General features: G+C 63.9%; 27 protein-coding genes. 10 read left to right on the top strand and 17 right to left on the bottom strand.

Going from position 1 to position 25,484, the window contains the following annotated elements:
• Positions 1–126: 126 nt before the first annotated feature.
• From ACN0YF_RS08120 to ACN0YF_RS08090, 7 genes are all read left to right on the top strand, one after another.
• Positions 127–1,041, top strand: a complete 915-nt coding sequence (locus ACN0YF_RS08120; RefSeq protein WP_417481668.1) for a flagellar motor protein MotB — start codon at positions 127–129, stop codon at positions 1,039–1,041.
• Positions 1,042–1,162: 121 nt separating this feature from the next.
• Positions 1,163–2,995 carry an SLC13 family permease gene (locus tag ACN0YF_RS08115; protein WP_417493999.1) on the top strand — a complete coding sequence of 611 codons (1,833 nt, stop codon included), beginning with the start codon at positions 1,163–1,165 and terminating at the stop codon, positions 2,993–2,995.
• Between the two features lie 42 nt (positions 2,996–3,037).
• Positions 3,038–3,808: an arginyltransferase gene (locus ACN0YF_RS08110; RefSeq protein ID WP_417481666.1), complete on the top strand. Its 771-nt coding sequence runs from the start codon at positions 3,038–3,040 to the stop codon at positions 3,806–3,808.
• A 22-nt stretch (positions 3,809–3,830) separates the two neighbouring features.
• Positions 3,831–4,946, top strand: coding sequence for a TRAP transporter substrate-binding protein (locus ACN0YF_RS08105; protein WP_417493998.1), 1,116 nt, complete (start codon positions 3,831–3,833; stop codon positions 4,944–4,946).
• A 5-nt stretch (positions 4,947–4,951) separates the two neighbouring features.
• Complete coding sequence (locus ACN0YF_RS08100; protein ID WP_417493997.1) at positions 4,952–5,734, top strand: TRAP transporter small permease subunit; 783 nt, start codon at positions 4,952–4,954, stop codon at positions 5,732–5,734.
• Position 5,735: 1 nt separating this feature from the next.
• Positions 5,736–7,331, top strand: a complete 1,596-nt coding sequence (locus tag ACN0YF_RS08095) for a TRAP transporter large permease (protein WP_417493996.1) — start codon at positions 5,736–5,738, stop codon at positions 7,329–7,331.
• A 273-nt stretch (positions 7,332–7,604) separates the two neighbouring features.
• Positions 7,605–8,717, top strand: coding sequence for an AI-2E family transporter (locus tag ACN0YF_RS08090; RefSeq protein ID WP_417493995.1), 1,113 nt, complete (start codon positions 7,605–7,607; stop codon positions 8,715–8,717).
• A gap of 33 nt (positions 8,718–8,750) precedes the next feature.
• Here ACN0YF_RS08090 and ACN0YF_RS08085 read toward each other — a convergent pair whose 3' ends face one another.
• Positions 8,751–9,485 carry a helix-turn-helix transcriptional regulator gene (locus ACN0YF_RS08085; RefSeq protein ID WP_417493994.1) on the bottom strand — a complete coding sequence of 245 codons (735 nt, stop codon included), beginning with the start codon at positions 9,483–9,485 and terminating at the stop codon, positions 8,751–8,753.
• Positions 9,486–9,573: 88 nt separating this feature from the next.
• Between ACN0YF_RS08085 and ACN0YF_RS08080 the strand changes: the two genes are divergently transcribed.
• A complete protein-coding gene (locus ACN0YF_RS08080; RefSeq protein ID WP_417493993.1) occupies positions 9,574–9,933 on the top strand; it encodes a VOC family protein in 360 nt (119 codons plus the stop codon).
• Positions 9,934–9,993: 60 nt separating this feature from the next.
• Here ACN0YF_RS08080 and ACN0YF_RS08075 read toward each other — a convergent pair whose 3' ends face one another.
• From ACN0YF_RS08075 to folK, 15 genes are all read right to left on the bottom strand, one after another.
• The gene (locus tag ACN0YF_RS08075; RefSeq protein WP_417493992.1) at positions 9,994–11,037 is read right to left on the bottom strand and encodes a M48 family metallopeptidase; all 1,044 of its coding nucleotides are present in this window, start codon (positions 11,035–11,037) and stop codon (positions 9,994–9,996) included.
• 11 nt (positions 11,038–11,048) lie between these two features.
• Positions 11,049–11,600 carry a LemA family protein gene (locus ACN0YF_RS08070; RefSeq protein WP_417481659.1) on the bottom strand — a complete coding sequence of 184 codons (552 nt, stop codon included), beginning with the start codon at positions 11,598–11,600 and terminating at the stop codon, positions 11,049–11,051.
• Positions 11,601–11,654: 54 nt separating this feature from the next.
• Positions 11,655–13,931, bottom strand: coding sequence for a DNA topoisomerase IV subunit A (gene parC / locus ACN0YF_RS08065; protein WP_417493991.1), 2,277 nt, complete (start codon positions 13,929–13,931; stop codon positions 11,655–11,657).
• Between the two features lie 136 nt (positions 13,932–14,067).
• The gene (locus ACN0YF_RS08060; protein ID WP_417493990.1) at positions 14,068–14,556 is read right to left on the bottom strand and encodes a hypothetical protein; all 489 of its coding nucleotides are present in this window, start codon (positions 14,554–14,556) and stop codon (positions 14,068–14,070) included.
• Positions 14,557–14,773: 217 nt separating this feature from the next.
• On the bottom strand, positions 14,774–16,111 hold the full coding sequence (locus ACN0YF_RS08055) for a S41 family peptidase (protein ID WP_417493989.1): 1,338 nt from the start codon (positions 16,109–16,111) through the stop codon (positions 14,774–14,776).
• A 157-nt stretch (positions 16,112–16,268) separates the two neighbouring features.
• Positions 16,269–17,000, bottom strand: a complete 732-nt coding sequence (gene recO / locus ACN0YF_RS08050) for a DNA repair protein RecO (RefSeq protein WP_417493988.1) — start codon at positions 16,998–17,000, stop codon at positions 16,269–16,271.
• Positions 17,001–17,020: 20 nt separating this feature from the next.
• A complete protein-coding gene (gene era, locus ACN0YF_RS08045; protein WP_417493987.1) occupies positions 17,021–17,971 on the bottom strand; it encodes a GTPase Era in 951 nt (316 codons plus the stop codon).
• Complete coding sequence (rnc, locus tag ACN0YF_RS08040; protein ID WP_417493986.1) at positions 17,958–18,647, bottom strand: ribonuclease III; 690 nt, start codon at positions 18,645–18,647, stop codon at positions 17,958–17,960. The genes era and rnc overlap by 14 nt, the downstream gene beginning before the upstream one ends.
• Positions 18,640–19,053 carry a holo-ACP synthase gene (gene acpS, locus ACN0YF_RS08035; RefSeq protein ID WP_417493985.1) on the bottom strand — a complete coding sequence of 138 codons (414 nt, stop codon included), beginning with the start codon at positions 19,051–19,053 and terminating at the stop codon, positions 18,640–18,642. The genes rnc and acpS overlap by 8 nt, the downstream gene beginning before the upstream one ends.
• Positions 19,050–19,802, bottom strand: coding sequence for a pyridoxine 5'-phosphate synthase (locus ACN0YF_RS08030; RefSeq protein ID WP_417493984.1), 753 nt, complete (start codon positions 19,800–19,802; stop codon positions 19,050–19,052). The genes acpS and ACN0YF_RS08030 overlap by 4 nt, the downstream gene beginning before the upstream one ends.
• Positions 19,802–20,386 (bottom strand): orotate phosphoribosyltransferase, encoded by a 585-nt coding sequence (gene pyrE, locus ACN0YF_RS08025; RefSeq protein WP_417493983.1) that lies wholly within the window; start codon positions 20,384–20,386, stop codon positions 19,802–19,804. Before pyrE ends, ACN0YF_RS08030 begins: the two co-directional genes overlap by 1 nt.
• Positions 20,383–22,497, bottom strand: a complete 2,115-nt coding sequence (locus ACN0YF_RS08020; RefSeq protein WP_417493982.1) for a RelA/SpoT family protein — start codon at positions 22,495–22,497, stop codon at positions 20,383–20,385. The genes pyrE and ACN0YF_RS08020 overlap by 4 nt, the downstream gene beginning before the upstream one ends.
• 117 nt (positions 22,498–22,614) lie before the next feature.
• Positions 22,615–22,986, bottom strand: a complete 372-nt coding sequence (gene rpoZ / locus ACN0YF_RS08015) for a DNA-directed RNA polymerase subunit omega (RefSeq protein ID WP_417481650.1) — start codon at positions 22,984–22,986, stop codon at positions 22,615–22,617.
• 164 nt (positions 22,987–23,150) lie between these two features.
• Positions 23,151–23,447, bottom strand: coding sequence for a hypothetical protein (locus ACN0YF_RS08010; protein WP_417493981.1), 297 nt, complete (start codon positions 23,445–23,447; stop codon positions 23,151–23,153).
• A gap of 22 nt (positions 23,448–23,469) precedes the next feature.
• Positions 23,470–23,976, bottom strand: coding sequence for a 2-amino-4-hydroxy-6-hydroxymethyldihydropteridine diphosphokinase (folK, locus tag ACN0YF_RS08005; RefSeq protein ID WP_417493980.1), 507 nt, complete (start codon positions 23,974–23,976; stop codon positions 23,470–23,472).
• A 37-nt stretch (positions 23,977–24,013) separates the two neighbouring features.
• Between folK and ACN0YF_RS08000 the strand changes: the two genes are divergently transcribed.
• Together ACN0YF_RS08000 and ACN0YF_RS07995 are read left to right on the top strand one after the other, a co-directional pair.
• Entirely contained in the window at positions 24,014–24,565 is a 552-nt protein-coding gene (locus ACN0YF_RS08000) for an NYN domain-containing protein (protein ID WP_417481647.1), read from the top strand.
• Positions 24,562–25,221: a uracil-DNA glycosylase gene (locus ACN0YF_RS07995; protein WP_417493979.1), complete on the top strand. Its 660-nt coding sequence runs from the start codon at positions 24,562–24,564 to the stop codon at positions 25,219–25,221. The genes ACN0YF_RS08000 and ACN0YF_RS07995 overlap by 4 nt, the downstream gene beginning before the upstream one ends.
• Positions 25,222–25,277: 56 nt before the next feature.
• On the opposite strand, the gene ACN0YF_RS07990 is transcribed toward ACN0YF_RS07995, so the two are convergent.
• The gene (locus ACN0YF_RS07990) at positions 25,278–25,481 is read right to left on the bottom strand and encodes a glutathione S-transferase (RefSeq protein WP_417493978.1); all 204 of its coding nucleotides are present in this window, start codon (positions 25,479–25,481) and stop codon (positions 25,278–25,280) included.
• Positions 25,482–25,484 lie beyond the last annotated feature (3 nt).

The raw sequence follows: 25,484 nt of genomic DNA, 5'->3' as shown, positions 1-25,484 counted from the left end.
GCACCCCAGGACGTCGCGGAAAGCTCGGCTATCAATCAAAATCTGCCCTTCGGAAACCGGCTCGAAACCTCGCCTTAACGTTAACGGTCTACAGGAGACAGGTGAGTTTAAACAAGGCGGGTAGACATGGCGGCGAACGACAGGCCGATCATCATCAAGAAGATCACCAAGGTTGCCGGCGGACACCATGGCGGTGCCTGGAAGGTTGCCTACGCCGATTTCGTCACCGCGATGATGGCCTTCTTCCTGTTGATGTGGCTGATCAACACCACCACGCCCGAGCAAAAACAGGGCATTGCCGATTATTTCGCCCCGGCCAGCGTCAGCCCCTCGACCTCCGGTTCCGGCCAGCCCTTCGGCGGCACGACCCCCGGCCAGGATGGCGTCCAGGGTAGCGGCGACGCCTCGATGGTGCGCCGGCTGGCCCCGAGCGTGCCCGAAGACAATAATGACACCGAGCAGGTCACGCCGGCCTCGTCCTCTGATGCGACGGACGCCCCGGAAGTGACCCAGTCCGCCATGGCACAGGCGCAGCAGCGCCGCGAGGACGCCCTGTTCCAGAGCGCCGCCATGTCACTGCGTCAGGCGATGCAGTCGATGCCGGAGCTGGCAGAACTCTCCAACCAGGTCATCATGGACGTCACGCCGGAAGGCCTGCGCATCCAGCTGATCGACCAGGAAGGCCGGCCGATGTTTGCCCCCGGTGCCGCGGAACCGAATCCACGCGCCGTGACGCTGATCAATGCCATCGCGGCCATCGCCGAGCGCCTGCCCAATCGGGTCTCGATTTCCGGTCATACCGATTCCGGACCGACCGGATCGGGCAATTACACCAACTGGAACCTCTCGGCCGACCGCGCCAATGCGGCCCGCGCCGTAATGCAGGAAGCCGGCATCAGCGACGACCGGATCTATGAGGTGCGCGGCAAGGCCGGCTCGGAACCGCTTTATCCGGACGACCCCTATATGCCCGGCAATCGCCGCATCTCGATCGTTTTGCTGCGCGAGGCACCGATCCTGCCGGCCGGTCACGAACTCTGATCAAAGCGCCCATGGCGCGGTGAGTTGCACCAAAAGGGCTTCGCAAGCCCGCGGGGCGCATGCTAGCGTTCACACGGGCCAGATCGGGCCCGACGCTTCCTGAAACACCAATATGCCGGAAATGACATCTGTAGATGATTGGCAGATGTGGGCCGTTCTCGGCGGCCTGTGCATCGCTATCGTCTTCTATTGCTGGGAACGATTTGCGATCGAGATCGTCTCCGCGTCCATCGTCGCAGTCCTGCTGGTCTTCTTTCACCTCTTCCCGCTGGAAACCGACAATCCATCGGTGACCGCCCTGCTGGCCGGATTCGCCAATCCCGCCCTGATCACCATCATGGCGCTCCTGATCGTCGGCCAGGGCATTTTCCAGACCGGTGCCATGGAAGGCCCGACCCAGGCGCTGCTGCGATCCTTCGACCAATATCCCAAGGCGACCCTGCTGGGCATGTTCGCCTTCGTCTTCATCATCAGCGCCTTCATCAACAACACGCCGGTCGTGGTGATGTTCATCCCGATTCTCGGGGCGATCGCCAAGCGGATGGACCAGAGCGCCTCCAAGCTGATGATCCCGCTGAGCTATGTCTGCATCTTCGCCGGCATGACGACGCTGATCGGCTCGTCGACCAATCTGCTGGTCGCCGATTCCCTGATGACCACTTCGGGGGTGCATCTCGGCTTCTTCGCGCCCACAGCGCCTGGCCTTTTCCTCGCCGGAATCGGCGTGGTCTATGTCATGTTCGTGCTGCCACGTCTGCTGCCGGATCATTCCTCCATGGAGGAAGAGCTGGCCGGTGCCGGCGGACGCCAGTTCATCGCCCAGCTGGAAGTCACTGCCGACCACCCGCTGGCCGGCAAGAAGCCTGTTGCCGGCATGTTCACCGACCTGCCTGACATGACTGTGCGCATGATCCAGCGCGGCGAACACGCCCTGCTGCCCCCTTTCGACCAGATCGAACTGCGCTCCGGTGACCTTGTCATCGTCGCCGCGACGCGCCAGACCCTGACCGACCTTCTGTCAAAGAATGCCGATTTCATGCGCGGCCTGCTGCAGACCTCGGGCCCCGGTGATGAACCGAGCCCGGGTGACCAGCTGAAAATGACCGAAGCGGTCGTCGCGCCCGGTTCGCGCCTGATCGGACGCACCATCGCCCAGATCGGCTTTCGCCATGCCACGGGCTGCGTCGTGCTGGGCATCCAGCGCCGCAGCCGCATGATCCGCTCGCGCATGGGCGAGATCCGGCTCGAGGCCGGTGACACCCTGCTCTTGTTCGGCACGTCAAACGCCATGCGCTCAATGCGGGCCGACCGTGACCTCCTGCTGATGGAATGGTCCTCGACCGCCCTGGCCGATCCGCGCCGGGCCAATATTGCGCGCGTCATTTTCGGCGGCGTCGTGCTGTTCGCGGCGACGGGCGCCATGCCGATCGCCGTCGCCTCTTTTCTCGGAGCCGTCGCGATGATTGCCGGGGGCTGTCTCAATACGCGCCAGGCGGCGCGAGCCGTGGACATGCGGGTCTACCTGCTGATCGGATCCGCAATCGCCCTGGGAACGGCGATGCAGGTCACCGGCGCAGCGGATCTGCTGGCCCTTGGCGTGGTCTCGATCTTCGCGCCCTTCGGCCCGGTTGTGTTGATGTCCGCGCTCTTCATCCTGGTCGCGGTGCTCACCAATGTCCTGTCCAACAGCGCCACCGCCATCCTGTTCACGCCGATCGCCATCGGCGCGGCCAACCAGATGGGACTGGACCCGACCCTGTTCGCGATGACGGTCCTGCTTGCGGCCAACACATCATTCGCCACACCGATCGGGTATCAGACCAATCTTCTGGTGATGGGGCCCGGACACTACCGCTTCGTGGACTATCTGCGGGCCGGCACGCCACTAATCATCTTGTTCTGGGCCGGGTATACGGCCTATATTGCCGTACATTACGCGTTCGGTGGGGCTTGAGCGCGTGCCGGTAAGCAAGCCGAAACAACGCAAGGCGAGAACGTGACCCACCCGTTTGCCACCCAGCAGATTCCCTTCTTCCTGACGGCGTCCGCGCCCTGCCCCTATTTGCCGGGCCGTATGGAGCGCAAGGTCTTCACGCGCCTCGAACCGGGTGAAGGCCCAGCCCTGAACGACGCGCTGACCCATGCCGGGTTTCGGCGCAGCCAGGCGGTGCTTTACCGGCCGGCCTGCGAGCAATGCGATGCCTGCCGCTCCTCGCGGATCGATCTGGCGAATTTCGAGTGGAAACGCCGCTGGCGCAAAATCCTCAACCGGAATGCGGATTTACGCGTCTCCACCGACGCTGTCGCGGCGACGCTGGAGCAATATGAATTGCTCGATCGCTATCTCGACAGCCGCCATTATGACGGCGACATGGCGGGGATGTCCTTCGGCGAATACGTGATGATGGTCGAGGATGGCGCCCAGCGCACCCATGTCACCGAATACCGTGACACCGAGGGCGATCTGGTCGCGGCCGTGCTGACCGACCGCCTGCGCGACGGGCTGTCAATGATCTACAGTTTCTACGATCCGGAAGCGGAACGCCGCAGCCTCGGCGCCTACATGATCCTCGATGCGGTCCGCCAGGCCGAGCTGGCCGGCCTGCCCTTTGTCTATCTGGGCTATTGGGTACGCGGCAGCCGCAAAATGGCCTACAAGGAACAGTTCCAGCCGCTGCAAGTTCTCACCCCCGCGGGGTGGAAGCTGCAGGCCGAACTGGAATATGAGGATGAAGACAGTCCGGACAACGATCCACACCACGACTGACGCGCTCTTGGGGGAGACAAGCATGGACAGACGCACATTTCTCAGCGGTGCCAGCATCGCGGCCGCCACGGTGGCGACAGCTTGCGGCGACAGCACCCAGCCAGCCGGACCGGCCTCGCCCGCCATCAATCGCGGCGTCAAGCAATTGCGCATGGTCACGACCTGGCCCGCCAATTTCCCCGGCCTCGGCACCGCCGCCAATAATGTCGCTGCCTTCGCCAATGCCGCCTCGGGCGGCACGCTGGACGTGCGCGTCTACGCCGCGGGCGAGCTGGTCAGCGCGTTTGAGGCCTTCGATGCCGTTTCCGAAGGCACGGCCGACATGTATCATGGCGCCGAATATTACTGGCAGGGCAAGTCCCAGGCCTTCAATTTCTTCACCGCCGTACCGATGGGCATGACGGCCACGGAAATCATGGGCTGGGTCGAATTCGGCGGTGGCCAGGCCCTGTGGGACGAGCTTTCCGCCCAGTTCAACATCAAGCCTTTCCAGGCCGGCAATTCCGGTCATCAGATGGCTGGCTGGTTCAAGCGCGAGATCAATACGCTGGAAGACTTCCGCGGCCTGCGCATGCGCATGCCGGGCCTGGGTGGCTCGGTGCTGCGCGAACTGGGCGCGGCGGCGGTCACCCTGTCGGGCGGCGAGATCTATCCGGCGCTGCAGAACGGCACGATCGACGCGACCGAATGGGTCGGCCCCTGGAATGACCTCGCCTTCGGCTTTTACCGCGAAGCGCCCTATTATTACGGGCCGGGCTTCCATGAGCCGGGCTCCAGCCTGGCCGTCGGCATCAATCTCGATGTCTGGAACGGGCTCGACAGCGACCACAAGGCGATCCTCCAGCAGGCCTGCTGGGCCGCGAACAATCAGAGTCTGGCCGAATACCAGTACCAGAACGCCCTCGCGCTGGACGTGCTGATCAATCAGCACGGCGTGCAATTGCGCTCCTTCAGCCACGAGGTCTGGAACCGGATCGGCGCGATTTCCGAACAGGTCGTGGCCGATACCGGCAATAGCGATGCCATGACCCGGCGGGTCTATGACAGCTATCTGGCGACCCGCAATTCGATGCGCAGCTGGGACCGGATCTCCGAAATGCCCTATATGGCGCAGCGCGAACGCGTGCTGGGCGGCTGATCATCATGCGGCAGGGGGATGGACTGATCCTGGTGGCTGGCGCCGCGGCGCTGGCGTTGACGGTGGGCGATATCGTGACCGGCGGCGGCGTTGCGGCCTGGTCGGGAGCGCATCTCGCGACCACCGCCCAGGCGATCGGCGGCGTGCTCGGAAAGCTCGGCCAGTTTGGCTGGCCCCTGCTCCTGATCCCGTTTCTGGCCGCCCTGGCCGGGCGCTTCATGGCCCTGCCCGCCGCCCTCACCGGCGGCCTGCGCCGCGCCATCGCCATCATCGACACCATTAATCTAAGCCTGGGCGGCGCGGCGCGCTGGTTTGCCCTCGGCCTGGTGATCGCCACCGCGACTGTCGTCGTGCAGCGCTATGTGTTCGGCTATGCCTCCACCAAGCTGGCCGAGAGCGTGATCTACATGCACGCCCTGCTCTTCCTGCTCGCCTCCGCCTCGACCCTGCTCAGCGATGGCCATGTCCGGGTCGATATTTTCTACTCGAAAATGAACGCGCGCGGCAAAGCCTGGGTCGATCTGCTGGGCACCTATCTCGCCCTGATCCCGACCAGCGCGCTCATCCTGTGGAGCTCGACCGGCTATATGAACTCCACTTGGCGCATCCTGGAGCGCTCGCGCGAGGCTGACGGCCTGCCGCTGGTGTTCGCGCTGAAGACCGCCATCCCTCTGTTTGCCGTCCTGATGATCCTGCAAGGCATCTCGATGGCCGCCCGCGCCGCCCTCACGATATCGGGCGAACAGGCGCCGGCGACGCCGGCCAATGCCAGCGCAGGGGAGATCTAGGATGAGCCTCTTCATCGAACTCCTGCCCTTTTTGATGTTCCTGGCCGCCTTCGCGGCCCTGCTGCGCGGCTATCCCGTCGCCTTCACCCTGGCCGGCGTGGCGCTCGGATTCGCCTTGCTGGGCATGAGCCTGGGCCTGTTCGACCCGGTGCATCTGCGCGCCTTCCCGCAGCGCATCTACGGCAATCTGATGGAGATGGACCGTTCCATCCTCGTCGCCGTGCCGCTGTTTGTCTTCATGGGCGTGATGCTGGAAAAATCACGCATCGCCGAGGAATTGCTCGAGGCCATGGGGGCGCTGTTCGGCACCATGCGCGGCGGGCTCGGGATTTCCGTCGTCATCGTCGGCGCACTGCTGGCCGCCTCGACCGGCATTGTCGGCGCCACCGTGGTGACGATGGGGCTCTTGTCCCTGCCGACCATGCTCAAGCGCGGCTATTCGCCCGAGCTGGCCGCCGGCTCGATCGCCGCCTCGGGCACGCTGGGCCAGATTATCCCGCCCTCCATCGTGCTCGTCCTGCTCGGCGACCAGATCTCCAATGCCTATCAGGAAGCCCAGCGCTCGCAGGGCATTTTCTCGCCCGACATCGTCTCGGTCGGCGACTTGTTCGCCGGCGCCCTCATCCCCGGGCTCATCCTGGTGGGGATGTATATTCTCTATCAGGTCGGCATCGCGATCTTCCGCCCCGGCGACGCGCCCGCCGCGCCGGCCAGCGAAGGCGCGACCGACTGGGGTCAGCTGCTGCACGCCCTGCTGCCACCGCTGGCGCTGATGGCCGCCGTGCTCGGCTCCATCCTGACGGGCGTGGCCACTCCGACCGAAGCCGCCGGTGTCGGCGCCGTCGGCGCGACCTTCATCGCCGGTGCCCGCAATGCCGGCGCCGCCAGAAACCCGCTGGCCGGTCAGCTGGTGGCCTTTGCCGGCCTCGCGGCCCTGCTCGGCTTGTTTGCCCTGGTTCTGGTCGCCAATATCGGCGCGGAGCGGCGCCTCTACATTGCCGACCTCGGTCCCGCCGCCAACCTGCTCGCCTTCGTGCTGGTTGCCATCACCCTGATCGGCGCGGCGCTGAGCCTTCTGCGCCTGAAACGCTCCGGCGTGCTTGATGATGTCATGGCCTCGACCGCCAATATCTCGGCCATGGTGTTCGTGATCCTGATCGGTGCGGCCCTGTTCTCACTGATCTTCCGCGAGCTCGGCGGTGACCTGGTGGTCCAGCACGCCCTCTCGGCGGTTCCCGGCGGCAAGTATGGCGCCCTCGCCGTGGTCATGCTGGTCATGTTCCTGCTGGGCTTCTTCCTCGACTTCATCGAGATCACCTTCGTGGTCGTGCCCATCGTGGCGCCCATCCTGCTGATGATGGGGATCGACCCGGTCTGGCTGGGCGTGCTGATGGCGATGAACCTGCAGACCAGCTTCCTCACCCCGCCCTTCGGCTTCGCCCTCTTCTACCTGCGCGGCGTCGCCCCGCCTTCGGTGACGACGGCCGCCATCTATCGCGGCGCGATCCCGTTCGTGATCATACAGATACTGGCGATCGGCGCGGTGGTGCTATTGCCGTGGCTGGCGACGGCTCTGCCAGAGTGGCTCTACGGGTAGCGGCTGGGCCTGGCGCAACGCCCTCCCCGAACACACCCCCGTTTGTCATCCCGGACGGATGCCCGGACGCGGCAGCGATCCGGGCGTAGATCCGGGACCTACCCGTCAAACCAGCTGGAGCAGCGGGTAGGTCCCGGATCTGCGCCCCGCCTGCGCGGGGCATCCGTCCGGGATGACAAGGAGAATATCAGGGAAGAGGTGTGCGAGCTCGCCGGCCCTTGGCGAATCCCCGCTGCGAGCTAGTATCAATGCTCGAACGCCCCAGGAGCCCCCATGACCCCGATCCGTAAAATCGCCCTCGAGCGCGGCTTCATCATCGTCCTCGCACTTGTCGTCTCCTGGATCTTCCTGTGGATGATCCGCGATTATCTCGCGGCCCTCTTCCTCGCCGCGGTGCTGACGCTCTTCCTGCAGGCGCCGCAGGACTGGCTCAGTGCCAAGCTGGGCGGGCGCAAGGGGATCGCCGCCGGGCTGCTTGTGACCGGCTCGGTGCTGGCCTTTGTGATCCCCGCCTCCATCCTGCTGGGCGTTGTCGCGGAGCAGGCGATTGAAGTGACCGGCATGGTGACGCCCTGGGTGCAGGAGCAGGTGGCGCTGATCCGCGAGAACGGGCTCGACAGCCTGCCGGCCTGGCTGCCGTTCCGCGATGAGATGATCCAGTATCAGGCCACAATCGCGACCCAGATCGGATCGCTGGCCGGATCAGTCGGACGCATTCTCGTCTCCAGCCTGCGGGCCGGCACCGGCGGCGTGCTGATCGCGGCGCTCAATCTCTTCATCCTGATCTATGCGCTGTTCTTCTTCCTGCTGACCGGGCGCGAGACCGGCCGCAAGGCCGTCGCCCTGATCCCGATGGTGCGCGAAGATCGCGAAATGCTCGCCGAGCGCGCCATCTCCACCATCCGCGCCACGGTGAAGGGCTCCTTCCTGATCGCGCTGGTGCAAGGTTCGCTGACCGGGATCGGCCTGTTCGCCGCCGGTGTGCCCGGCGCGATCTTCTGGGCGGCCGTCGCCACCCTGCTCTCTATCATCCCGATGATCGGCCCGCCCCTGATCTGGGGCCCCGCCGCGATCTGGCTCATCGCCTCGGGTCACCCCATTGCCGGCATCGCGCTGGCCGTCTGGGGCGCCGTCGTGGTCTCGACCTCGGACAATATCCTGCGGCCGGCCCTGGTCGGCAAGGACGCGAAAATGTCAGACCTGATGGTGTTGATCTCGACCCTGGGCGGGCTCGGCCTGTTCGGCGCCGTCGGGATCATCCTCGGCCCGGTGATCGCGGCGCTCTTCACCTCGGTCTGGTTTATCTTCCGCGAGGCCTTTGCGGGGCTGCTGGAGGAGGAGGTGGAGGAAACGGAAGAAGCGGCAGACAGCGAGGATGCGGTCTAGATTCCCCCGGTGCGTCGAACGGTTGGGGCCGGTTCAAAGCAGAAGATCATCCCCTTCCAGGGATTGCGCGAAAGCCTCCTTCGGCAACAGGCTGAATGACGCCCCGGTCAACGCGGCGCGGGAGATGCGGTCGCACCGGAAGGTGCGCGGCCCATCCCGGAGACGATCCATGGCGATGATGTACCAGACAGGGTATTTGAGCAGAAAATAGTGCGGCTCGATCTGACGCTCCGAAGTCGCGCCATCTTCCCTCTGATAGTGAATCGACAGCACCTCCTGATCGATAAACGCCTGGTGCAGCGTCTGGACCAGGCGCCTCGGCGGAGAGGCGACACCGGCCTGGACATAGGTTGAGGCCGTGGCTCCGATCAGGATCCGGGATTTCAGACGGTTCACCCTATTGCGTTTCTCCGGCGAAAAGGAGGCCACCAGCTGGCGCCGGACCGACGCCAGATTGGCGAGGAACAGCGGCGAATCCATCTTCTGCGCGACCTCGATGCTGATAAGCAGATCAACGGCTTCCGGATAGGCCAGGTTCAGGCGGCCGACGCCCCAATTGCGATCCAGCCGCACGCCACCACCACGGCCGCGATCTGCGTCGATCGGCAGGCCCTGCTCGCGCATCAAAAACAGGTCGCGTGTGATCGTGCGCTCGCTGACCCCCATCTCGGAGGCCAAACCCTTCACAGTACAGAACTCATCCTGCTTCAGCCGCGCTGCCAGCAGCTCCAGCCGCCTGAGCCTGTCGATCGATTTGCTGCCCGCCATGAAACAAATAGGACATTAAATGTCGCATTTGTCGATATCCTGGATTGGTCACCAGGCAAGTCAGCCTGGGCCTGCAGGAGAGATACAGATGAAAATGAGTTACTTCGTCATTGGTACGAACAATATGGAAGCAGCGACGAAATTCTACGACGTCCTGTTCGCACAAACCGATGTAGCGCCGGCCTTGCCGCAGGGGCGGATGACCTACTGGCTCGGCCCGGACTTCGCATTCGCCGTCGCCCTGCCCTTCAACGAAGCGCCCGCGACCCCCGGTAATGGCACAATGCTCGGACTCGATGTCGGGTCCGACGAGGAAGTCCGGCGGCTGCACAAACTGGCGATTGAGCTCGGGGGCAGCTGTGAGGGTGAGCCCAATCAGCGTGGTCCCTTTTTCTCTGCCTATGTGAGAGATCTGGACAAAAACAAACTCTGCCTGTTTCGGCAATAGGCCAGGCGAGGGTAGCGTCGCGGCAGGCGGGAGGCATCACTGCCCCGGCCGGTTGCCCCCTCACACCTGCGGCACGCTCGACATGCGCTGCGGCAGCTTGCCGCCGCCAAACTCCACCAGCGCCTCGATGCGCTTCTCGATCGGCGGGTGCGTCGCGAACACGCCCATGAAACCCGTATGCGGGTTCTCGATGAACATTTCGCGGACCTCGTCGGGCGCGTCGCCAACCTCGGAATGACCGGAGATTTTCATCAGGGCCGAGATCATGGCATCGGGATTGCGCGTCAGTTCGACGGCGCCGGCATCGGCCATGTATTCGCGCCGGCGCGACAGGGAAAAGCGGATCAGAATGGCCAGGATATAGGCGATGGCGATACAGGCCAGGGCGATGAAGATCAAAGCGCCGCCATTGCGCGAGCCGCCGCCACGGCGCGAGCCGAGCTGACTGCTGGCGCGCAGGCCGCCATGCAGCATGCCGCGAAAGGCGATCTCGCCGGCGAATGAGATAATCCCGACGAAGATGATGGCGATCACCAGCAGGCGCACATCCTTGTGGCGGATATGGGAGAGCTCGTGGGCCAGCACGGCTTCCAGCTCGGCATCATTGAGGGTCTGCATCAGCCCGCGCGTGACGGTGACGGTGTAATTGCCCTCGGTGAGGCCGGACGCATAGGCATTGAGGCCGGGCGTTTCGATGATCGCCATTTTCGGCACCGACATGCCGCGGGAAATGCACAGGTTTTCAAGCAGGTTGTAGAGGCGCGGCTCATCCTTGCGGGTGACGGAACTGGCGCCGGTGGCCGCATTGATCATCGCCTGATGCCCGAACCAGGCGATGATGAACCAGATGCCCGCCCCGATCAGGGCCCAGACGGCGATCTCAGGCAGGATATGGACCGCCGCCATCATCGACTGGCCGAGCGTCGCCTCGCCGTAATAGCCCTTGCCCGTCATGTAGCTGGCTTCCCCGGTCATCGCGATCACGAGGAGCGCGATGGCGTAGCCGATCAGGGTCAGCAGGACCGGGAAGCCAGCCAGCAGCAGGATGGATTTGAGGTTATTGTTCCAGATATGGGTGCGAAGTCCTGCCGCCCCGAACATCATGGGATAGGATCCTAGAACTTGACCTGGGGTGCCGCACGCTCGGCCTCGGCGACTTCGAAGAAGTCACGCTTGGAAAAGCCGAACATGTTCGCCATCAGCACCGCCGGGAATTGCTCGATCGCGGTGTTGAATTCGGCGACGGCATTGTTGAAGAAGCGGCGCGCGGCGGCGATCTTGTTTTCCAGGTCCGACAATTCGCTCTGCAGCTGCATGAAGTTCTGGTTGGCCTTCAGGTCCGGATAGCTTTCCGACAGGGCGAACAGCTGACGCAGGGCGCCGGAGAGCATGTTTTCCGCACCGGCGAGCTCTTTCACATTCGGCGCAACAATCGCGGCCTGGCGGGCCTTGATGACGTTTTCCAGCGTATCGGTCTCGTGGGTGGCATAGCCCTTCACGGTCTCGACCAGGTTGGGAATGACGTCATGGCGCTGCTTGAGCTGGACATCGACATCGCCCCAGGCCTGGTTGCAGGTCTGCCGCAGGGCGACAAGGCGGTTGTAGATACCGACCAGGATGAAGCCGACAACGAGGACGACGATAAAAATGATGAGTGACGAGTCCATGCTTTATTCTCCCGGGCAGGCCAGATGGGCCAAAATCGCAATACGCTAATCTATTTATTCAGCTTTCGCCTGTGAAGCGAGGAATTCCGAGCCGCGCGGTGCAAAGCGCAGGCTGCGCGGGAAACCGCGCGGCGCCATCTTGCCCGCCTGGGCGCGCTTGCCGCACCACATCTTCCAGTCGTCGAGCGCGTGACGGCGGCCGGCGCCGTCGAGCCAGCTGAGGCCCTCCTCGGCGCTGAACACCATGACATCGGCCACCCGGGCCCCCTTGCCGCCCAGCAGGCGCACGCCCTTGCCGCGCGTCATCACCGAGATCTCCTCGAGCGGGAAGACCAGCATTTTCTTGTTCTCGCCGATCACCGCGACCTGGTCGCCCATGGCCGGAATACACAACAGGGCCTCGTCGCCCTCGACCAGGTTGAGGATCTGTTTGCCGCCCTTCTTGGCCGCCATGCAGTCCTTCTCCTCGACGCGGAAACCATGCCCCTCGCCCGAGGCGATCAGCAGCGTGCGTTCGGGATCATATTTGAACAGGCCGATCGGGGCGGCATCATCAGGCAGATCGACATGCAGGCGCACCGGCTCGCCATGGCCGCGGCCACCGGGCAGCTTGTTGGCGTCGAGCGTGTAGAATTTTCCGTCCGTGGCGAACATCAACAGCTTGTCGGTGGTCTCGCATTTGACGGCGAAGGCAGAGCGGTCGCCTTCCTTGAATTTCAGCTCGGTGACGTCGGAGCTGTGCCCCTTGAGCGCCCTCACCCAACCACGCTCGGAGAGCACGGCCGTGATCGGTTCGCGCACGATGAAGGCCTCGATCGAGGTCTCGGCAGCGACCAGCGGTGCATCGGCGAACACGGTGCGGCGGGCACCGATCGCGGTCTTCGGGCCGTAGAATTTCTCGACCTCGGCGATCTCGCCATCGACCTTGGCCCATTGCAGCTCGGTCGAGGCGATCAGGTCGGCCAGGCTCTGGCGTTCGCCGCGCAGATTGTCGTCTTCCTTGCGGATTTCCAGCTCTTCCAGCTTGCGCAAGCTGCGCAGCCGCATGTTGAGAATGGCTTCGGCCTGCCGTTCCGACAGCTCGAAGGTCGACATCAGCTTGTCTTTGGGCTTGTCCTCGAAGCGGATGATGCGGATCACCTCGTCCAGATCGGCATAGACGATGAGATAGCCGGCCAGCACTTCCAGCCGGTCCTCGACCTTGGCCAGCCGCGTCTCGGCCCGTCGCACGACGACCTCGCGCCGGTGCTCGACCCAGATCTTGAGCGCATCCTTCAGGCTCATCACCCGCGGCGTGCCGGTCGGATCGAGCACATTGAGATTGAGCGGGAAACGGTTTTCCAGATCGGTCAGCTTGAACACCGACTCCATCAGGAGTTCCGGATCAACCAGCTTGCTCTTCGGCTCCAGCACGAGGCGGATATCCTCGGCGCTCTCGTCGAGCACGTCTTCGAGCAGCGGCAGGCGCTTGGCCTCCATCATCAGGGCAATGCGCTCGACCAGTTTGGATTTCTGCACCAGATACGGAATTTCGGTGATGACGATGCGCCACATGCCGCGCCCGACATCCTCGATCTCCCATTTTGCCCGCACCCGGAAACCACCGCGCCCGGTCTCATAGGCCTCGCGGATCGCCGCTTCCGGCTCGACGATGATGCCGCCGGTCGGCAGGTCGGGACCCTTCACGAATTTCAGCAGGTCGACAGTTTCCGCGTCGGGCTTCTTGATCAGATGCCGCGCAGCGCGGCACAGCTCGTAAGCATTGTGCGGCGGGATCGAGGTCGCCATGCCGACGGCGATGCCGGTCGAGCCATTGGCGAGCAGGTTCGGGAAAGCGCCTGGCAGGACGAGCGGTTCGCGTTCGGAGCCGTCATAGGTCTCCTCGAAATCGACCGTGCCGTGCTCGATATCCTGCAGGAGGAGCTCGGCCGCCTTGGTCAGGCGGGTCTCGGTATAACGCATGGCGGCGGCGCTATCGCCGTCAATATTGCCGAAATTGCCCTGACCCTCGACCAGCGGATAGCGCGAGGCAAAATCCTGGGCCAGACGCACCAGCGCCTCATAGACCGACTGGTCACCATGGGGGTGATATTTACCGATTACATCACCGACGATGCGGGCCGATTTCTTGAACGCCGAATCCGGGTTCAGCTTCAGCTCGCGCATCGCGTGCAAGAGCCGCCGGTGGACCGGCTTCAGACCGTCGCGGGCATCAGGCAGGGCCCGCTGGGTGATCGTCGACAGGGCATAGGCCAGATAGCGCTTGGACAGCGCCTCATCGAAGGGTTCCTCGATGATATGACCGGCATCAGGATCGAAATTATCGCCCATGGAACTGCGCCTCGTGATTCGTGGGCTTCAGTATAGGGCGATTGGCTTGTGGGACAGGGACGGGGCGCAGGAATAGCTGTGGGGAAAGCCGCGAGGCCGGCCGTAGGTTGACAACGCGCTGGTTGCAGAAGGCCGATTATCCCCGCCAGTCGATCAGCGCCTGGATCTCAGCGACAGTCATCCCTTTCTTCTCGAATCGCGAGCGCGCCGCAGCGAGGACGTTAGGCTCGAACTGGTCGGGGAACCTCAACACTATTGCCTCACCGGCCAGATGGAGCATCCCCCGATCAAGCAGGATCGAGAACTCATCTGTCTCCTTTGGACCAAGTGCCCAATCGATCAGCGTCTGCTTCACCCCAACTCGCTTTATTTTTGGTCGGGTACGATGCATCGGCGATGACTTCCCGCGCTCTTCCCGCCGCATTTCTTCGATCGTATGGACGGTCTGCCAGAGCGCATGATCCAGTGTCCCAGACGCGGCCTCCGGCATCACCGAAACAAGCTGTGCAAAGGCGGCGCGCTCAACATCATCGGCCCCATGCCGCTGCGCGTTTTCCTTCCAGATCCTCAGTTTCGCGACATCGCGGCATTCCCGTATCTTCTCGATGACGCGCTCATTGCCCATGCCAGTCTCCCCCCACCCCGATTGGGCGGCTCCGGACAATGCCTCAAAAAGCGGCCGGTCGCAGGGAAATATTATCGCCACGCCCCCAACCGGTCCCACCAGCTCCTCCTCGGCCACCGCAGGTGGATTGAAGAAAACCGGGCCTGAGCCCGGCTTTTCAACGGTTGATTCTAGCCCGCTTACAGGGCGGGGTCCAAACCCCGCCCCCTCCACCGGATTAGCGAACGACTGGATTGAACTCGGTCCGGCCGTCAAGAAGTTGCAATTCCAGCGCTTCCACCCGCCCGCGGCGGTCCAGCTGGAAGACGAGGCGATAGGACTCATCATCGGCGAATTTGAACCGGTGATCGCCCAGGGCGATGAGCGGAACCGGGTCGCGGCCCTCGCGCTGATAGACCAGCCCACCATTCTCGACGCGGACATCACGCGGCCCGAAATCGCCGGCATAGCGGGCCAGTTCTGCCTCCGACAGGACGACCGGATTTTGTGCTACCTCAAGCGCCTCACGCATCCAGCCCAGCTCGCGGCGGCGATCCTCATCCTCCGTCTGCTGCTCAAGCGCGCCATAGGCCTCCATCAGGGCCCGGTCGAGGGCCTGGTCGGCATCGATTTCGATATCGGGTGTGACGCCGGTGCCTTCCCAATTGGTGCCGGTGATCGGATTGCGGGCAGAGCCGGTCGAGACGAAAACCCCGTAGCCTTCCGGGACAATCTGAACACCGCCCGGATTGCCCGCGCCATAGGTGGTTTCGCCCACCAGAGTGCCGCGTTCCATGGCCTGGAGGTGGTAGGAGAAAGCCTCCCCGGCCGATGCGGTATCGCCGCTGGTCAGCACATAGACGGGCACGTCAGGACGATTGCCCGCCGGATGGCTGGGCAAGGACCACATCTGGTTCGGATATTCGTAATCGCGCGACACGAAGGTATTGATCAGCGTCTCGCCACCCGGTTCGAGGAAATGGCTGATGAGATACTGCACCATGGTCGGGTCGCCGCCGCCATTCTCGCGCAGGTCGAATATGACCGCGTCGGTATGGGCGACAAATTCGAGCGCAGCGCGCGCCGTCGGCTCGGCCGGGTCAATCGGTGCGAAACCGCGCAGCTCGATATAACCGATATTGCCGGGCAGGATCTCCACCGCATCGAAGGCGAAATTGCTCCGGGCCATCCGAGCCACTTGCTCGGCATTGGCCGCATCGCGCGCGGCACTATCCTCTGATGTCCTGCGCGCCAATTGCGCTGCCGCGGCTTGCCGCCCGATATAGCGAACGGAGAAATGGCGGTCCTGCTCGTGCAGATGTGCCGTCAGTGCTTCGGCCAGGGCCTGGGCGGTGGCGGCGTCATCGAAAGCCCCGTTGTCTTCGGCGGTCCGCATCCCGGATGCGATGATCGCAGCGCGTTCCACATCGAAGAATTCGTCTTCAATCACCTGGGCCAGGGCCGTAACAGCCGCATCGCGTTCAGCGGCATCAATCGCGTCCTGCGCCCAGGCCGGGGTCTGTGCCACGGCCATTGCAGCAATGGCAATCCCACTCACCTTGTTCAAAAATTTCATAAAATCGTCCTCCCAAGAAGCCCGGAGAGGTGAAGCGCAACCGCTTGTAGATCAACTTAATTACGGGCAATTGATTGGCAAGACGGGCGTCATGGAGACAGGCCAAACAATGTCCAGACAGGTCAGGACGAAGCCAGAGCCGGCTTGCCACGCACCGCTAAAGCCGCCCCACCCGCTCCAGCTCGGCGATCATGCGGGTGCGCGCTTCGGGCAATTGCCTGTCGATCGGCCAGAGCACGCGGCGGTCGATGAAATAACCGGTCAGGGCCAGGCCCATGGCGATATCGCCGGGCTCGATCGTGCCGGAACCCTGCATGAAGCCGGGGATTTCCAGGAGCTTGGCCAGGTAGGGCGCGGCCTCTTCGCGGCAGACGGCGCGGCCGGTGCGCGGGCTGACATGGGTGAGATCCTCGACAACGCCGGTGACGGCGCAGCTGTCGAGATCGAGGCCGTAGCCAAGATCGGCGAGCAGCCCCGCCTCCCAGCTGACATAGAGCGCCGGCCAGACATCGGGATTGTCCAGCGCCGCCAGGAAGACGCCGAAGCCCTCATAGACCTGTCTGTGCGCCTCGCGCTCGGGCAAGGCCATCACCGCGACGGCGCAGGCGGAATTGAGCCCGGCCAGCGCTGCACGGTCTTCCATCACGGCGCCGGCCCCCAGATGCTCGGCCTCAACGGTAAACGAGCCCAGATGATCGGCCAGCCGCGCGCGCCAGGTGACGGCGACACGATTGCCCGGCTGCAGCACCGGCCGCATGGTGCGCGAACGCCCGCCGCGCACGAGGCCGGCATGGCGGCCATTTTCCGCCGTCAGCACCTCGATGATCGCGCTGGTCTCCCCGTGCGGCCGAACCGCCAGGACAATGCCGCTATCAGACCATTCCATCATGGCCCTCAGGCATCACCAGCCTAGGCATCGAAATCAAGTCCGACATCGGAGAAGTGCGAACGCCGCGCCATCCAGCGCGGGTCGACCTTCACATTGATGAAGAGGTGGACGCGGCAACCGAGCATTTCCTCGAGTTCGCGCCGGGCCGCCTCGCCGATCGCCTTGACTGCGGAGCCATGCTTGCCGAGGACGATGGGCTTCTGGCTGTCGCGCTCGATGATGATGGATTGCTCGACGCGCACGGAACCGTCGCGCAGCTTTTTCCAGCTCTCGGTCTCGACCATGGAGGAATAGGGCAATTCCTCGTGCAGGCGCAGATAGAGTTTTTCGCGGGTGATCTCGGCGGCCAGAAGGCGCTGCGGCAGATCGGCGATCTGGTCTTCGGGATAATGCCAGACGCCTTCCGGCATCAGCGTCGCCAGATGCGCTTTCAGCAGCGGAACGCCGAAACCCTTCTTGGCAGAAATCATGAAGACGTCGGAGTAAATGCCGGTGTCATAAAGCTCTTTCGACATTGCGAGCAGATGGTCGCTGTCGATGGTGTCGATCTTGTTGAGCACCAGCGTCGCCTGGCGATTGGCCAGTTTGAGGCCTTCCATGACGCGGTCATCATCATCGACCATCAGCCGGTCGCCCGGCTTGCCATGGCCCTGTTCGATGCGGTCGCGCGCGCCGACATCGATGACATGCACGATGCAATCGGCATCATCGGCACCGCTCCAGGCGGCACGGACCATGGCCTTGTCGAGCCGGTTCTTCGGGGCGAAAACGCCGGGGGTGTCCACCAGGCAGATCTGCGTCTTCTCCTCGATCGCCACGCCGCGCACGGCAAAGCGCGTCGTCTGCACCTTGTGGGTGACGATGGAAATCTTGGCGCCGACGAGCGCATTGACCAGGGTCGACTTGCCGGCATTGGGGGAACCGATTACGGCGGCAAAGCCAAATCGGGTTTCAGGTTCAGCCGACATCATGGCCCTCTCTGTTCAACAGGTTTTTTGCGGCGGCGCGTTCGGCCGCCTGTTTGGTACCGCCCTCGCCGATAGCCGGCTCAAGCGGTGAAATTGTGACCTGGACGGTAAAGACCGGGCGGTGATCGGGGCCGGAGCGCCCGGTGAGCTGGTAACGCGGCGCGGCATGGCCCGCCTTGGCGGCCCATTCCTGCAACATGGATTTGGCGTCGCGCGGCTTCTGCTTCAAGGCTTCAAGCTTGTCCGACCAGTGGGCGTCGTAAAACGCCTGCACGCAAGGCCGGCCGCCATCGAGATAGAGCGCCGCCATCAGCGCCTCGCAGGCATCGCCCAGGATGGAGGTCTTGGCGCGGCCGCCGCTCTTCTCCTCCGAGCGCCCCATGCGCAGGGCCGAGCCGAGATCGATGGCGCGGGCGACATCGGCGCAGGTCTCCTTGCGCACCAGCGCATTGAGCCGCGGTGCCAGCGCGCCCTCGGACGCGGTATCGAAGGCGCGAAACAGGGCCTCCGCCGTCATCAGGCCGAGCACGCGGTCGCCGAGAAATTCCAGCCGCTCATAGCTTCGAAATCCGGGACGGCCATCGCCAAAACTGGAATGGGTCAGCGCCCGCTCGATCAGCTTTCTGTCCTTGAAGACATAGCCGATGCGGGCCTCGAGATCAGCGGTCGGATCAACCATGGGCCGACCCAATCAAACGCGCCTCGATCACCACGAAGGCCTGGGCATAGGGGTGGTCATCGGTGATGGTGATATGGGCATGGGCTTCCATTCCCTGGGGCGTCAATGCGATCAGGCGCTCCAGCGCGCGGCCGGTGAAGGCCAGGGTCGGCTTGCCGCCGGGCAGATTGATGACGCCGATTTCCTTCCAGGACACACCGCGCGCAATCCCGGTGCCGAGCGCCTTGGCGCCAGCCTCCTTGGCCGCGAAGCGCTTGGCATAGCTGGCAGCGCGCATACGGCGCGCTTCGGATTTGGCCTGCTCGACCTCGGTAAACACGCGCTGCACGAAACGGTCGCCAAAGCGCTCGAGCGAACGCTCGATGCGGCGGATATCCATCAGGTCGGAACCGAGACCGATGATCATGTCACAATGCCTGCCTCGTCACGCGCTTCCGCGATCAGCCCGCGCATCGTCGTCACAGCTTCGCGCAGCCCACGGAAAATCGCTTCGCCGATCAGGAAATGGCCGATATTCAGCTCGAGCAATTCCGGGATCGCCGCGATCGGCTTCACGGTGTCATAGGTCAGGCCGTGGCCGGCATGGACTTCCAGGCCGCGGCGGAAGGCTTCCGAGGCGCCGATCTTGAGCAATTCCAGATGCCCGGCCACCGCTTCGGTGTCGCCGCGCGCGGCGGCTTCGCAATAGGCGCCGGTATGCAGCTCGATCACGCTGGCGCCCATCGCCTCGGCGACGGCGATCTGGACCGGGTCGGCCTCGATGAAGAGGGAGACCCGAATGCCGGCCTCATCGAGCTGGCGCACATAGGGGGCGAGATGATTATGGCCGGCGGCGATATCGAGCCCGCCCTCTGTGGTGCGCTCCTCGCGCTTTTCCGGCACCAGGCAGACGGCATGCGGCTTGTGACGCAGGGCAATCTCGAGCATTTCCGGCGTCGCGGCCATTTCCAGATTGAGCGGCAGGTCGATCTCGGCCATCAGCCGGTCGATATCGCTGTCGGTGATATGGCGGCGATCCTCGCGCAGATGTGCCGTGATGCCGTCAGCGCCGCTCTCGGCGGCCTGGCGCGCGGCGCGCACCGGATCGGGATGCATGCCCCCGCGCGCATTACGGATGGTGGCGACATGATCGATATTGACGCCCAGGCGAAGCATCAGGCCAGACCCCGGCTGCCGGGCTTGATCGCCGGGATGGCGGCCAGTTCGGGCGGCAGCTGGTCGGCCGGATAGGCGGGCACCTTGTATTGCGTCAGCGCGATCAGCGGCACGCCGACATCGGCCTCGCCGCCGGAACGGTCGACCAGGCAGGCCTCGGCAATCACGGTCGCGCCGGTCGCCTGGATCGCCTCGATGCATTCGCGCGAGGACAGGCCGGTGCTGACGATATCCTCGACCACCAGCACGCGATCTTCCGGGCCGAGCTCGAAACCGCGGCGCAGGGTGAACTCGCCATTCTCGCGCTCGACATAAAGCGCCTTGAGCCCCATCTGCCGTGCCGTTTCATAGCCGGGCACAATCCCGCCGACGGCCGGCGAGACGATGATGGTCGGCTGTTCGGTGAGTTCCGCCCTCACCTTGTCCGCCAGCGCCTTGCACAGGCGCGCGGTGCGTTCGGGATCGGCAAAGACTTTCGCCTTTTGCAGGAAGACGGCGCTGCGCAGGCCGGAGGAGAGGATGAAATGCCCCTCAAGCAGGGCCCCGGAGGCGCGGAATTCATTGAGGACTTCGTCGCGTGTCATTCTTCCTGCTCCTCGGCCTCGGCCCGCATCCGCTCCGCTGACACCACGGATGAGCACATCCGGATCGCGGCCAGGACATTGGCCAGGTGGCGGGTGTCGATCACTTCGATGTCGAATTCCATCTCGAAGAAATCGGCGGCCCGCTTGTAGGTTTTCACATTGGCGATATTGCCGCGATTCTCGCCGACGGTTTTGGCGATCTCGGCCAGGGCGCCGGGTTCATTGTGCATCACGGCCTTGATACGGGCCATCGAGACGGCATTGGCGCCAGCCTCATCGGTCCAGACCAGGTCGAGCCATTTGTCGGTGTCGTCACCCTCGAACTGGGCGAGACGTTCGCAATCGATCGTATGGATCTCGATGCCGTGCTCGGGGATGAGCAGGCCGACGATGCGGTCACCGGGCAAGGGCGAACAGCATTCGGCAAAATGCAGCGTCACGCCTGGCGTCAGACCGCGGCCGCGCACATAGAGCCGCGCCTTCTTGTCCTCGATCAGATCGCGCTCGACGGCCTCGCCGCGATCGTCGAGACGGCCGGGGAAGACGGCGTTGAGCAGGCCGGTCGAGGTGATGCGGCCACGCCCGAGCGCTTCATACAGGCCTTCGACATCCTTCAGCTCAAGCCGGCTGATCGCCTCGGTCAGATCCTTCTCGACCAGGGCCCGGTTCTCGCGGCGGAAGGCGTGCTCGGCCATGATCTTGCCGATGCGGCAGAATTCCTCGCGTTCGGATTCGCGGATCAGGCGGCGGATCGCGGCGCGGGCTCGGCCGGTAATGGCGAGGTTCTCCCAGCCCTGCGGAGGCTGGCGCACGCCGCCTTTGACGATCTGCACGACATCGCCATTGTGCAACTCGGTCCGCAGCGGCCGCTCGCGTCCATTGACCTTGGCCGCGACCGTGGTGTGGCCGAGCTCGGTATGGACGGCATAGGCAAAATCGAGTGGTGTCGCGCCGGACGGCAGGGCAATCAGGTCGCCCTTCGGCGTGAAGCAATAGACCTGGTCGGCAAACATCTCGAGCTTGGCGTGCTCGAGGAATTCATCGGGATCACCGCCCTGGTTGAGGATTTCCACAAAGGGACGCAGTCGCTCGAGCGGGTCGCCACCGGCGGCCTTGGCCGCGGCCGGATCATAGCGGTAGGTGCTGTCCTTGTAGCGCCAGTGCGCCGCCACGCCGTCCTCGGCAACCGCTTCCATCTCCTCGGTGCGGATCTGCAATTCGATGCGCACGCTGTTGGGGCCGATCACCGTGGTGTGCAGCGAGCGGTAATTGTTCGGCTTGGGCACGGAGATGAAATCGCGAAACCGTTCCGGCACGCTGCGCCAGGCCTGGTGAATCACGCCGAGGGCGCGGTAGCAGTCATCGGGCTGATCGACGATCACGCGGAAGGCATAGATGTCGGCGATATCGTCAAAGGTCGTGCCCTTGCGCTCCAGCTTGCGCCAGATCGAATAGGGCCGCTTCTGGCGTCCGAAGACGCGGGCATCAATGCCGGCTGCGGCCAGCTTGTCGGTAATCACACCGGAAACGGTGGAAACCTCGACGGAGTGCTGGTCACGCAGCAATTGCAGACGCCGGGTGATCGATTCGTGGGCGGCGGGATTGATGTGCTTGAAGGCGAGGTCTTCCAGCTCGACACACACCCGGTTGATACCGATACGGCGCGCCAGCGGGGCGTAGATTTCCAGCGTCTCGCGGGCAATGCGTTCGCGCTTTTCCGGCCGCGGGATGGCGCCGAGCGTGCGCATATTGTGCAGGCGGTCGCTGAGTTTGACGATCAGGACGCGGACATCGGAGGAAATCGCGACGACGAGCTTTTGCAGGTTTTCCGCCTGCTTGGTGCGCTTGGAGCGCAACTCCATCTGACCCAGCTTGGTGACGCCATCGACCAGCAGCGCGACTTCGGAACCGAACAGCTCCTCCAGCTCGACCAGGGTGGCGGGCGTATCCTCGACGGTATCGTGCAGCAGGCCGGTACAGACGGTCGCGACGTCCATGCGCAATTCGGCAAGGATCATCGCCACGGCCACGACATGCCCGAAATAGGGCTCGCCCGATTGCCGGCGCTGCGGCCGGTGGGCTTCTTCGGCAAAATCATAGGCCAGGCGCACGAAATCAGCATCGACGGTCGGAAAATACTTCCGAATCCGCTCAATCAGCTCGTCCGCGCTCGGTATGGGCGGCGGCGAAACCGTATCAGATGACGTCGCCCCGGCAGTCAAGGCGCGTTACAGGCGGCCGTCAGGCGCGCCGTCCCGATCGTTTTGCAGGGCCTTGAGCATTTCCGCTTCGTCGAGCTCGACAGGCGGAGCCGGCAGGGCTTCGAATTCCTGGCGACCTTCGGCCTTGCGGGCCTCTTCCTCGTCTTCGCTCGGCAGAACGCGCTGCAAGCCATTGATAAGGCTCTCACGGAGGACGTCGAGATCGAGGGTCTCATCAGCGATTTCGCGCAGGGAGACGACGGGGTTCTTGTCGTTGTCGCGCTCAATCGTCAGCGCGGAACCGGCGGAAATATTCCGCGCACGGTGCGCTGCCAGGAGAACCAGGCGAAAACGGTTAGGGATCTTATCGATGCAATCTTCGACGGTGACGCGGGCCATACGCGCGATCTCCTTGAACAAGCGCTGCAGTTTGAACCGCGTGTCCTATCGGTCCGGCCCGCATCTGGCAAGGGCTGTGCGCGCTCAGCGCAGCGTGGTGTGCAGCTTGCGGGTCTCCAACACTCAATCGAACCGGCTTTGCGAATACCAGACGGTTTGCCGGGTTATCGCCCGCCCCGGGAAATTCCGCATTTTGGACATTCGCGCCAAGCGATCAAACCGCGGATATCGATCAACCCGGCACCCTCCTTGTCGTATCGCAACACCCGGACGCCGCAATTTTCGCAACACGTCCGCAATGCGAGCACTCCAAAGACCCCGACCCAAGCAAACAACACCCAGTCGAACCAGCCGCCCGCAAGCCCGGCATATTTGACGAACAAGACCGGCACCGAGCCGATCACCGCGAATGCCCACATCCGCCAGAAGGCCGTTGATTTCCTGATCCCATCAGCGCTCATCGTCAAATTCCTCGGCCAAGGCTCACAATCGTATGGTCGCCGCCACATCTTCCGGCAGCAGGGCTGCGATCAGATCGGCAATTGCGCGCCCGGTTTCCGGCTCGCGCCAGTCCGGCGCAATTTCCGCCAGCGGCAGGAGCACGAAGGCGCGGTCGGTCATGCGCGGATGCGGCACCTCCATGCCGGCCTCGTCGGTGCAGCGCTCGCCGCAATAATCGAGCAGATCGAGATCGAGCACACGCGCTTCCCAGCGGATATGGCGCACACGGCCAAACTCGGCCTCGACCTCGTGCAATTGATCCAGCAGTGCGCGCGGCCCCAGCCCGGTCGCGACCTCGGCGACGGCATTGACATAGGCCGGCGCCGACGGGTCGGGCCAGGCCGGGCTGTGCCAGTCGGACGAGCGCGCCACCACGGCCACACCGCGCGCTTCCAGCGCCTCGAGGGCGCGCGCCAGTGTCTCGGCCGGGCTGCGTCCTGCCGATGGAAGATTGGCGCCAAGCGCGATATAAATCGGGGATGTTTTCATGGTTTCATTCATGCATGTCTCAGAGGATATTTATCCAATGACCTTTTATCCCGATGAGCGCATCGGCCTTTTCATCGATGGCGCCAATCTGTTCGCGACCACCAAGGCGCTCGGTTTCGATATCGACTTCAAACGCCTTCTCGCAGAATTTCGCAAGCGCGGCCGGTTGATCCGGGCCAATTACTACACCGCCCTGCTCGAGCACGAAGAATACAATCCGCTACGCCCGCTGGTCGACTGGCTCGACTATAATGGCTTCCACGTCGTCACCAAGCCGGCCAAGGAATTCACCGATGCCGACGGCAATCGCCGCGTGAAAGGGGATATGGATCTCGAGCTCGCCGTCGACATGATCGATGCGGCCGATTATCTCCAGCACATCATCCTGTTTACCGGCGATGGCGATTTCTGCCCGGCCATCGCGGCGGCCCGGCGCCGCGGCGTGCGTGTCAGCGTCGTCTCCTCGATGAAGACCAAACCACCCATGATCGCCACCGAGCTGCGCCGGCAGGCCGATGATTTCATCGAATTGCTGGATCTGCAGCAAATGATCGGCCGGCCCGACAGCCGCGTGGAAGACACGATATGAGCACGCCGCCGGAACCGGCCCTCGATTGCCCGCTCTGCCCGCGCCTGGTCGATTTCCGTGCGCGCAATGCCGGGCTTTACCCCGACTGGCACAACGCCCCGGTCGGCTCCTTCGGTCCGGACAATGCACGCCTGCTGATCGTGGGACTGGCGCCGGGCCTGCGCGGCGCCAACCGCACCGGACGCCCCTTCACCGGCGACTGGGCCGGCGACCTGCTCTATGCCACCCTCGGCGCCCACGGTTTCACCCGCGGCACCTATGCCTCATCCGCCGATGACGGGCTGGAGCTGGAGGATGTGATGATCACCAATGCGGTGCGCTGTGTACCGCCGGAGAACAAGCCGGTCGGCGCCGAGGCCAATGCCTGCCGGCCCTTCCTGACAGCGCGGATCGCATCCCTGCCCCGGCTGACCACCATTCTCGCCCTCGGCAAGATCGCCCACGACAACACCTTGCGCGCCCTCGGCCACCGCCTGGCGAGCGCGCCCTTCGGCCATGCCGCCGCCACCGACATCGCGGCCCCACAGGGTCCGGTGCGCCTGTTCAGCAGCTATCATTGCTCCCGCTACAACACCAATACCGGCCGCCTGACCGAGCCGATGTTCAATGCGGTCTTCGCCGACATTCGCGCCCATCTCGACGGGCAATCGCGCTAATCAGCCAGCTGTGGAAATATGGTTAACGCCCTGCCGGGGCTAATACTCCCGCGTGCCTATCCGGATCGACCATCATTTTCTGCCAAGGCTTCAATCCTTGAATCGAACAGGCTCGTTGCCGCCTCGAAGCGGTCGCGGCAGCCGGGATTGCAGAAGCCGACCACATGGCCGCGATAGCGAGTCAGGGCCGACGCGCTGACCGGTTCACCCGACCAGGGGCAGTTCGCATTTATGACATCCTTGCTGGTTAGCCTGTTCATTCC

The organism is Maricaulis sp., assembly GCF_048270265.1.
In the GTDB taxonomy this organism is placed as follows: domain Bacteria; phylum Pseudomonadota; class Alphaproteobacteria; order Caulobacterales; family Maricaulaceae; genus Maricaulis.
Note: the sequence above shows the minus strand (reverse complement) of the source record. Positions and strands in the feature narration are given on the sequence as shown.

Excerpts from the sequence above, each read along its gene's own strand:
- ACN0YF_RS08120 (WP_417481668.1), top strand. The coding sequence starts at position 127 with ATGGCGGCGAACGACAGGCCGATCATCATCAAGAAGATCACCAAGGTT.
- ACN0YF_RS08115 (WP_417493999.1), top strand. The coding sequence starts at position 1,163 with ATGACATCTGTAGATGATTGGCAGATGTGGGCCGTTCTCGGCGGCCTG.
- ACN0YF_RS08105 (WP_417493998.1), top strand. The coding sequence starts at position 3,831 with ATGGACAGACGCACATTTCTCAGCGGTGCCAGCATCGCGGCCGCCACG.
- ACN0YF_RS08100 (WP_417493997.1), top strand. The coding sequence starts at position 4,952 with ATGCGGCAGGGGGATGGACTGATCCTGGTGGCTGGCGCCGCGGCGCTG.
- ACN0YF_RS08095 (WP_417493996.1), top strand. The coding sequence starts at position 5,736 with ATGAGCCTCTTCATCGAACTCCTGCCCTTTTTGATGTTCCTGGCCGCC.
- ACN0YF_RS08090 (WP_417493995.1), top strand. The coding sequence starts at position 7,605 with ATGACCCCGATCCGTAAAATCGCCCTCGAGCGCGGCTTCATCATCGTC.
- ACN0YF_RS08085 (WP_417493994.1), bottom strand. The coding sequence starts at position 9,485 with ATGGCGGGCAGCAAATCGATCGACAGGCTCAGGCGGCTGGAGCTGCTG.
- ACN0YF_RS08080 (WP_417493993.1), top strand. The coding sequence starts at position 9,574 with ATGAAAATGAGTTACTTCGTCATTGGTACGAACAATATGGAAGCAGCG.
- ACN0YF_RS08075 (WP_417493992.1), bottom strand. The coding sequence starts at position 11,037 with ATGATGTTCGGGGCGGCAGGACTTCGCACCCATATCTGGAACAATAAC.
- ACN0YF_RS08070 (WP_417481659.1), bottom strand. The coding sequence starts at position 11,600 with ATGGACTCGTCACTCATCATTTTTATCGTCGTCCTCGTTGTCGGCTTC.
- parC (WP_417493991.1), bottom strand. The coding sequence starts at position 13,931 with ATGGGCGATAATTTCGATCCTGATGCCGGTCATATCATCGAGGAACCC.
- ACN0YF_RS08060 (WP_417493990.1), bottom strand. The coding sequence starts at position 14,556 with ATGGGCAATGAGCGCGTCATCGAGAAGATACGGGAATGCCGCGATGTC.
- ACN0YF_RS08055 (WP_417493989.1), bottom strand. The coding sequence starts at position 16,111 with ATGAAATTTTTGAACAAGGTGAGTGGGATTGCCATTGCTGCAATGGCC.
- recO (WP_417493988.1), bottom strand. The coding sequence starts at position 17,000 with ATGATGGAATGGTCTGATAGCGGCATTGTCCTGGCGGTTCGGCCGCAC.
- era (WP_417493987.1), bottom strand. The coding sequence starts at position 17,971 with ATGATGTCGGCTGAACCTGAAACCCGATTTGGCTTTGCCGCCGTAATC.
- rnc (WP_417493986.1), bottom strand. The coding sequence starts at position 18,647 with ATGGTTGATCCGACCGCTGATCTCGAGGCCCGCATCGGCTATGTCTTC.
- acpS (WP_417493985.1), bottom strand. The coding sequence starts at position 19,053 with ATGATCATCGGTCTCGGTTCCGACCTGATGGATATCCGCCGCATCGAG.
- ACN0YF_RS08030 (WP_417493984.1), bottom strand. The coding sequence starts at position 19,802 with ATGCTTCGCCTGGGCGTCAATATCGATCATGTCGCCACCATCCGTAAT.
- pyrE (WP_417493983.1), bottom strand. The coding sequence starts at position 20,386 with ATGACACGCGACGAAGTCCTCAATGAATTCCGCGCCTCCGGGGCCCTG.
- rpoZ (WP_417481650.1), bottom strand. The coding sequence starts at position 22,986 with ATGGCCCGCGTCACCGTCGAAGATTGCATCGATAAGATCCCTAACCGT.
- ACN0YF_RS08010 (WP_417493981.1), bottom strand. The coding sequence starts at position 23,447 with ATGAGCGCTGATGGGATCAGGAAATCAACGGCCTTCTGGCGGATGTGG.
- folK (WP_417493980.1), bottom strand. The coding sequence starts at position 23,976 with ATGAAAACATCCCCGATTTATATCGCGCTTGGCGCCAATCTTCCATCG.
- ACN0YF_RS08000 (WP_417481647.1), top strand. The coding sequence starts at position 24,014 with ATGACCTTTTATCCCGATGAGCGCATCGGCCTTTTCATCGATGGCGCC.
- ACN0YF_RS07995 (WP_417493979.1), top strand. The coding sequence starts at position 24,562 with ATGAGCACGCCGCCGGAACCGGCCCTCGATTGCCCGCTCTGCCCGCGC.
- ACN0YF_RS07990 (WP_417493978.1), bottom strand. The coding sequence starts at position 25,481 with ATGAACAGGCTAACCAGCAAGGATGTCATAAATGCGAACTGCCCCTGG.